Annotated in this window: 5 protein-coding genes and 1 pseudogene; all 6 read right to left on the bottom strand. The window is 72.7% G+C overall.

Annotated features, from left to right (window positions below; all coding sequences use genetic code 11):
- A pseudogene (locus tag EHS43_RS47145) lies at positions 1 to 518 on the bottom strand (FHA domain-containing protein); the annotation flags it as partial.
- Positions 519 to 567: 49 nt separating this feature from the next.
- On the bottom strand, positions 568 to 1,914 hold the full coding sequence (locus tag EHS43_RS30275; RefSeq protein ID WP_125193902.1) for a VWA domain-containing protein: 1,347 nt from the start codon (positions 1,912 to 1,914) through the stop codon (positions 568 to 570).
- Between the two features lie 100 nt (positions 1,915 to 2,014).
- Positions 2,015 to 3,337, bottom strand: coding sequence for a PP2C family serine/threonine-protein phosphatase (locus EHS43_RS30270; protein WP_185806476.1), 1,323 nt, complete (start codon positions 3,335 to 3,337; stop codon positions 2,015 to 2,017).
- Positions 3,338 to 5,842: a serine/threonine-protein kinase gene (locus EHS43_RS30265; protein WP_125193900.1), complete on the bottom strand. Its 2,505-nt coding sequence runs from the start codon at positions 5,840 to 5,842 to the stop codon at positions 3,338 to 3,340.
- A complete protein-coding gene (locus tag EHS43_RS30260; protein ID WP_125193899.1) occupies positions 5,839 to 7,173 on the bottom strand; it encodes a hypothetical protein in 1,335 nt (444 codons plus the stop codon). Before EHS43_RS30260 ends, EHS43_RS30265 begins: the two co-directional genes overlap by 4 nt.
- A gap of 56 nt (positions 7,174 to 7,229) precedes the next feature.
- The gene (locus EHS43_RS30255; RefSeq protein WP_125193898.1) at positions 7,230 to 8,246 is read right to left on the bottom strand and encodes a glutamate ABC transporter substrate-binding protein; all 1,017 of its coding nucleotides are present in this window, start codon (positions 8,244 to 8,246) and stop codon (positions 7,230 to 7,232) included.
- Positions 8,247 to 8,248: the final 2 nt, after the last annotated feature.

Genomic DNA, 8,248 nt, shown 5'->3' with positions numbered 1-8,248 from the left:
GGGCCTCCGGGACCGCCCGGGCCCGAGCGGCCCGACGGCTCCGAGCCGAAGGGGATCGGTTCTGCCGGGCGGTTCACCTGGGACGGGCGCGAGCCCTGGTACTCGTACGAGTCACCGCCGCCCCCGAAGGACGGGCCGGGACCCGACTGCTGCTGGAAGTGCGAGGGCGGCCCGCCGGAGCCGGCCGGCGGACGCGGGGCGGCCGGCGTGTACGAAGTGGCCGTGTTCGTCAGGAAGTTCCACCGGCACTCCTCGCAGAAGGGCGCACCGCCCTCACGGGGCGTGCGGCACTGCGGGCAGAGCTCCGGCTCGGGGTCCGGTACGGCGGACAGGCGCGGGCCTCCACCGGGCCGGCCCCCGGGGCCCCCGGGGCCGCCGGGCGGCGGGAAGCCGTAGCCGCCCCCACCCGGACCGGGCGGCGGCGGAGGGGGCGGAGGTACGGCACCGGCCATGCGGTGACCGCAGACCTCGCACCAGTCGTCGGAACCCGACTGGTGTCCGTTCGGGCAGGTCGGCATGTCGGCGCTTCCCCCTCTCGGATCAGGGAACTTCTCCGTCGGAAACTGTCTACTTCTTTACACGAACAGTCTTTGTCGACCGGGTCTCGAGAGTCATCTCGTCGGCCTCCTCGACCTTCGCCTTCAGTCGCACAGTACCTGTCGTGGCATCGACGACGTCCACCACCTTCGAAAGCAGTTTCGCAGTATCGGCGTTCCCCGAGGCGTTCGCGAGCTGAACGGCCCGGCCTAGTTTGGCCGTTGCTCCATCGATATCGCCCGCTTTGCGAAGGTCGAGGCCCTGTTGGATGGCCTGCGCCAGTTCGGCCTGGCCGGTGTAGTGGGCGACCTGCGGGTTGATCGACGTCGAGGCGACCATGTCGTCGGTCCACACGGCCCTGACGAGGCCCTGCGCGCCCAGGTTCTGCGTGCTGCCGTCGGGCTGCGGGACCACCAGGGAGACCCGGGCGGCGAGCATCTCCTGGCCGATGTTCGCGGCCGGGACCTCGACGCAGACGTGGTAGTCACGGGACTCGTCACCCCAGGAACCGGTGGGGTAGTCGCCGGCGCGCGGACCGGCCTCGGCGCGGCGGTCCGTGAGCTCCTCGACCGTGGGCGCGACCTGCTTGACGAACTTGATCGTGGTGCCCACCGGGGTCCAGACCCTGAGGGCCACGTCGGCGACCTCCTTGCCCATGGCCGTCTCCATCATCCGCGTGAAGTCGGCGGCGAGGGCGGACGGGTCGGCGACGATGTCGGCGGTGCCGAGCAGGGCGGAGGCGATCCCTGTGACTTCTTTCACTTCCCAGTCGGTGCCCACGCCCCGGGCGTCACAGGTGAAACGTCCCGCGCAGGCGTTGAGGGAGGCCTTGAGGTCCTCCGCCGACTCGTGTTCGTTGCGTCCGTCGGTGAGCAGGATGCCGTGGCGGATGGCGACGTCCGCCGACGACAGCAGCCGGTCGGCCAGGCGCAGCCAGGTCCCGATGGCCGTACCGCCGCCCGCGCTGAGCTTGCGCAGGGCCTGCTTGGCCTGGTCGCGGGTGGTGGCGTCGGCGACCGCGAGCCGTCCGCCGCCCGGATAGACCTCCTTGGCCACGTGGGTGCCGCCGATCACCGCGAAGTGCACCCCGTCGCGCAGGGTGTCGATCGCGGCGGCCGTGGCGTCGCGGGCGTTGCGCATCTTGGTCGGCGGGTAGTCCATGGAGCCCGAGCAGTCGACCATGAGCGCCACCGCGGCCGACGGGCCCTGGCCCGCCGACCAGAGATGGGGTGCGGCGACCGCGCTGCCGATCGTGCCGCCGCCGGTCGCGGTCACCGTGACGATCGCGTTGACCTCGCGGCCGCCCTCGGGCAGGTACTCGTTCTGGTAGACGTCCATCGCGAACTGCGGCACGTTCGACTTCGAGAAATTGGCCATACCTGCTCAAATCCCCCTTGTGAACCCCACAGTCGTGGGGCGACGACTGATCGCGGACCGGTCCCCTCCGGCCCGCCGAGGCATCCCCGTTCGTGCGGCCTCAGGCCGATCCTGCCCCATGCGCGGGGGTCGGGAACGGGACGATGGCCACTGTTACGTTGTCGTGGCCCCCGCCGTCCAGGGCGTGACCGACCAGCACCCGGGCGGTGTGCAGCGGGCGGGCGGCCGCGTCGGCCGGTACGACCCGGGCCATCTCCTCGGCGCCCTCCGCGTAGTTCCACAGACCGTCGGTGCACACCACCACCACACCGGGCCGGTCCGGCTTGAAGGAAGCGGTGTGCGGGTCGAGTTCGTAGGCGTCCGCGCCGAGCCAGCCGGTGATCGCGTGGGCGCGCTCGTCGGCGTACGCCTCGGCCTCGTTCATCAGGCCCGCGGCGACCATCTGGGCGGCCCAGGAGTCGTCCTCGGTGAGCCGGGCCGGGGGTGAACTGCGGTCCGTGGGCACCCAGTAGACGCGGCTGTCGCCGACCCAGCCGACGACCAGCAGGGACGGGGTGACGACCGAGCCGACGATCGTGCACGCGGGGGCGTTCTGGTGGGGCTGGTGCTCGCGGGCCGTGGCGGGTTCCCCGGCCAGCGAGTTGACCGCGCGGGAGGCGGCGACGATCGCCTCGTGCATGGCCTGCTGGGGGTGCGTGCCCTGCGGCAGCGCGGCCAGCAGCGTGTCGGCGGCGGCCCGGGACGCGGCCAGGGAGGCGTCGTCGGGGCGGGTCGCGGAGGACACGCCGTCGCAGACCACCGCGAAGGTCGCGGGCCGGCCGTCGGGCAGCACGCTGGTGCCGAGGCAGAAGGCGTCCTCGTTGCGGTGGTGGCGCAGCCCGCGGTCGCTGACGGCCGCGATCGGGCCGGTCTCCTGCTCCATGTGGTCGCGCTCACGCGGCTGGGCGTGCCCGCAGTTCTCGCAGTAGCCGTCGTCGTCGACCCGGCCGACGCTGCAGGCCACACACACCTTGGTTCCTTCGGCAGGGGCGGCCGGTCCGGCGGCCACGCGCGGGTCGGGCGCTTGCAGGGGGTACTCGTCGGGCTCCGGCGCCCGGTCGAAGCGCACCCCGGACGCGGGGGAGACCGGTGAGCCGAGCACCGGCCCCGACTGGGGCGGCACCGGCGGCAGTTCGTGCTCGCCCGACGCGGAGGCCCGCAGATCGGTGGGCAGATGGAGCTCCGCCGGCGGGTGCGGGGCCGGTGGCCAGGGGCCGCCCGGGGGCGCGCCGTTCAGGGCGATGGTCGGGCTGTCGTCCGGCCGCGCCGGGACGGCGGACAGGTCGTATCCGCACGCACCGCAGAAACGGTCGCCCGACTCGAGGGGTTCCTCGCAGCTCGGACACCTCGAAAGGGCGGTCTGCTGGGGCATCTGCGACATCAACTACACCCACGTCCGGGGGCGGTAACGGTTGGCTCGTTCCACCAGGTCGATCCTCTCCTCGCCGCCCTGCGCGAGCCGGGCCAGCGCGCGGTACGAGCGCTCCAGGCCGAAGCGCAGTCCTCGCTCGTCCAGTCCGCTGCCGAGCAGTGCCCGTCCCCCGGTGGCGGGGGCGACGGAGTCCTGGCCACCGGAGAGTATCCAGTCCAGGGCGGCGCCCAGCACCTCGGCCGACAACTGCTCGCGACGCACCGGATCCAGCCCGTACGCGTCCAGCGCCTCGACCTGCCCGGCGGCGGCGGTCAGGTCGTCCAGGAAGGGTACGTCGCCCGCGGTCGCGGTGCGGCCACGCAGCCGTGCGCGGACGGCCGCGACTCTGGCGGCGGTGTAGTGGATCGAGGACTCCGGCACCGACTCCAGGCTCTTCACGGCGCCCCGGCGGTCCCCGGTCGCGAGTTGCACGCGCGCGAGACCGAACGCGGCGCTCACATAGCTGGGGTCGGTCGACCAGACCAGGTGGTAGTACTCGGCGGCGTTGTCGAGCTGCCCGAGCACCTCCGCGCACAGGCCGAGGGCCAGCTTGGGGGCGGGTTCGCCGGGGAAGGCGTCGTAGATCGCGTCGAAGGCGAGCGCGGCGGCCTCGTGGTCGCCGGTCACCAGGGCGGCCACGCCCCGGTACCAGACCACCCGCCAGTCGTCGGGCCGTTCGTCCTCAAGCCGCCGCAGCGCCTCGTCCGCGGTGTGCGCGTCGCCGTTCTCCAGCCAGGCCCGCACCTGCCTGAGCCGGGTCTCCGCCGACGGGGCCGGCGCGGCCGCGAGGGCGCCGAGCAGCTCGGTGGGCGCGGTGGTCATGAGCCCGGCCAGGAAACCGGCGTTGGGGTCGGCGGGGTCGACGTGGGGGACGGGCAGCGCCAGGGAGGCGACGGGTGCGTCGACGTCCTTGACGAGACTGCGGCCGGGAGGGGCGGCCCCGGTGCGGGCCGGGACGTCGGCGCCCTTGCCGCGGACCGGCAGCACCCGCGCACCCCACCGCGACACCTCCCCGTCCAGCTTCGGGAACAGCTCCGTGTCCGTGACGCGGACCTCGGGCCCGAACAGGGTCGACAGGGACGGCCTCGCGCGGCCCGTCTGCAAGGAGACGACCTCGCGCAGGACGCCCGTGAGCTGTTCCGACATCTCCTGCGCGGAGGCGAAACGCCGGGCCGGGTCCGGGTCCGTCACCCGGACCAGCAGCCGGTAGAAGGACTCGTACCGGCGGAAGACCTCGATGTGGTCGGGATCGGGCAGCGAGTCGACGAAGACGTTGGTGTAGCCCTGGAAGTCGAAGGTCAGCACGGCCAGGGTGCGGCCGACGGTGTACAGGTCGGAGGCGACCGACGGGCCCACCTCCGCGACCTCGGGCGCCTGGTAGCCCACCGTGCCGTAGATGGCCGACTCCTCGTCGTCCATCCTGCGCACCGCGCCCATGTCGATCAGCTTGAGCTGGTCCTCGGTCTGGATGGCGTTGTCGACCTTGAAGTCGCAGTACAGCAGGTTGCGGCTGTGCAGGTGGCCGAGCGCCTCCAGGGCCTCGATGCCGTAGGCGCACGCCTGCTCCACCGGCAGCGGGTCCCGCTTGCCGTCGGCCGAACGGCGGCCGTTGGCGATCTCCTTCAGCGACTTGCCGCCGACGTACTCCATGACGATGTAGCCGTCGAGCGAGCCGGTGCGCTGGTCGAGGTGCTCGACGAAGTTGTAGATCCGCACGATGTTGGCGTGCTCGATCTCCGCGAGGAAGCGCCGCTCGGAGATCGCCGCGGCCATCGCGTCCTGGTCGCCGGTGTCCAGCAGGCCCTTGAGGACCACCCAGCGGTCGGAGACCGCGCGGTCCACGGCGAGGTACACCCAGCCCAGCCCGCCGTGCGCCAGACAGCCCGCGACCTCGTACTGGCCGTGCACGATGTCCCCGGACTTCAGCTTCGGCACGAACGAGTACGGGTGGCCGCACTTGGTGCAGAAGCCCTCCGTGCGCCCGGACTTCTCCCCGCGCGAACGCCCCACGGGGGCCCCGCAGTCGGAGCGCGAGCAGAACCGCTTGCGCTCGGGCACCTCCGGGTTCTCCAGGACCATCCCGCGCGGATCGGGCCGGGGCACCCCGGGCACCTCGACCAGCCCCGCGCCGAGCCGGCCGCGGCCGGTGGAGCCGGCGGAGGAGCCGGAGCTGCGCACCGACACCGAACGGCCCGTGGAGCGGCCGGAGACCGAGCGCGAGAGGCGTCCCGACACCGAGCGGCGTGACTTCGACGAGTGCGAGGACGTCCGCGCCGAACCGCGGCCGGTGGAGCGCGAACCGCGGCTGCCCTGCGAGTCCCCGCCGCCGGTGGTGCCGCTGGGCGCCGAACCGGCCCCGCGGCTCCCCGCGACGACCGGCGCGAGACCGCAGGTGTCGCAGTACAGCTCGCCGCCGCCCATGTCCTCGTACCTGCCGTCGCAGCCGGGCCGCTGGCAGGGCTGCTGTTCCTGACTCATGACGACGACTCCCCCCTACGGTCCTCGGGACCCCTCTGCTGCGTCACCCGCGGGGCGCCCAGCAGTTCGGCGGCCGCGTGCTGGTAGCGCAGCACGGCCTGTTCGGCGACCCGCAGGTCGCAGGGCGCGCTCCACAGCATCCGCCGGGCCGCGTCGTACCGCTCGATCAGGAACGGGTCCTCGGCCAGGCCGTGCCGGGCCACCTTCGCCTTGTACGCGTCGAGCCGCCCGCGCAGCTCCGCGCGGACCGCGAGCGGCGCGGTGACCGCGGTCAGCGACTCGCGGGCGCGCAGGAGTTCGTCCTCCGCCTTCTGCTCCAGGGACTCGAGGAGCGGGGACAGCCGGTTCCACTGCCCGTGTCTGCGGTACTCGGCGGCCGTCGCCAGCTGCTCCTGCAGCGCGGTCGGCGGTCCGCTGACGACCGGAACCTCGGTGGCCGCGATCTTCGCGAGGACCTCGCCGCGCGCGATGCGGGCCTCGGCCAGGGTGCGGTCCGCGCGGGAGAGCACGTCCCGCAGCTTCACCAGCCGGGCCTCGGCGTCCTGCCGGACCGTCAGCACGGCGTCGATCTCCCGGCGCACGTCCTCCAGGGCGCGCGCCTCCCGGTCGTAGGCCGTGGTGTCGGGCTTGCCGCCGCCGGGGGCAGAACTGCCCTGCGCGCGCTGCCAGAAGGCCAGCGGATCGGAGATCACCCGCTCGCGCAGCGACGTGAGGGTGCGGGTGATGCGCTCCAGGTCGTCCCCGGCCGGGTGCTCCCCGGGGCGGACGCCGACGGAGTGCGCGAGCTGGCGGGTGCGCTGGAGTTCGGCCGACAGGAGGTCTATCCGCGCGGGCAGTGCCGACCAGACCGCGTCGGCGGCGACGACCATGTCCAGGCTCGTCGCGTACAGCTCGTTCATCCGCTCCACGAGCGTCACCAGCGAGAACCGCTCACTGAGCTTGCCCGTACCGCCGTTCAGGGTCGGCGCGGTGGCGGTGGCGGTGGCCGAGCCGGCGACGGTGACCGCCTCGCCGCGCAGCAGCTCGGTCAGCTCCACCAGGTCCTCGCGGCTGGACCAGCGGCGGCGTGAGCGGATCTCGCGGGCCGAGCGCAGCGCGTCCGTGTACGCGTCGAAGTACGCCCACAGCAGGGTGATCGACGCGTCGGCGGACTCCCAGCGCTCCTTGGTGACCCCGGTGAGGTCGGCGCCTTCGAGGAGCCTGCGGCCCGCGTGGTCCTGCAGGGCGAGGAGCGAGGTCTCGATCGCCTCGTGCTCCGCGCCGAGCCGCGCCAGCGCACGGTCCACCTCGTCCCGGTCCATCACCGGCCCGGGGGGTCCCGTGACGCCCATCGATCACCTCTCGCTGCTGAAGGGTTGCTCAGTGGATGTTGGTCTCTGCCGGTCCGTCAGCTCGTGCGCAGGTACTTCGGTGGCGGCGGTTCCGACTTCGCCGGGTTCTTGTCCAGTGTGGCGGACAGCCACCTGTCGTACGACGCCTGCCAGCCGTTCGTGCCGTCCTTGCGGTAGTCCACCAGGATCTGGTTGACCCGGCGTACCAGATCGTCGGCGTCGCTCTTCATCGCCACGCCGTAGTACTCGGTGGTGAAGGGGGAGCCCTTCAGTTCGACCGTGGGGTCCTGGGCGGCCTGGCTGGCGGCGAGTGCCCCGTCGGTGACCACCGCGTCGACCTCGCCGAGCTGGAGCCTGACCAGGCAGTCGAGCTGGTTGGGCACCGTGGTGCGGATGTCGGCGGAGGCGACGAGATCCCCCGCCTTCTTGTCGTCCTCCAGCTTGCTGAAGGCGGTCGAACCCTCCGCCGTGCAGATCCTCTTGTGCGCCAGCGTGCCGTCGTAGCCCTTGATGTCCGAGGACTTGGGGGCCAGGACCTGCTGCCCGGTCTTGAAGTACGGCGCGGAGAACGCCACTTGGCCGACACGCGTGCAGTTGATCGTCATGGTGCGGACCACCATGTCCACCCGGCCGTTCTGTATGGCCGGGATGCGCTGGTTGGTGGGGATGGCCTTGAACTGCACGGCGTTCGCGTCGCCGAGGATGTCCTGCGCGATCCGGTGCACCAGGTCGATGTCGAAGCCCTCCAGGTCGGCGTTCTCCCCGCCGTTGGGGTTGCGGTAGCCCCAGCGGTAGCTGTTCTGGTCGACGCCGACGATCAGCTTGCGCTTCTCGCCCTCGCGGGCCTTGATCTTCTCGATGGTCGTGCCGTCCGCGCCCGACGGGGACAGCGTCCGGTCCTCGGGGTGCGCCTTGATCGCCGGGTCGAGACAGGGGTCGTCGGCCGCGGCCTGCTCGGCGCGGGTCAGGCCCGGGCCGTCGGTGCCCGTACTGCCGTCGCCGGCCTGCCGGGTCTGCGGCAGCAGCAGGGCGAGGACGAGCACCAGGCCGCAGACGGCGGCCATCGCCCCCACCC

Origin of the sequence: Streptomyces sp. RP5T (assembly GCF_003933965.1) — a bacterium.
GTDB lineage: Bacteria > Actinomycetota > Actinomycetes > Streptomycetales > Streptomycetaceae > Streptomyces.
Note: the sequence above shows the minus strand (reverse complement) of the source record. Positions and strands in the feature narration are given on the sequence as shown.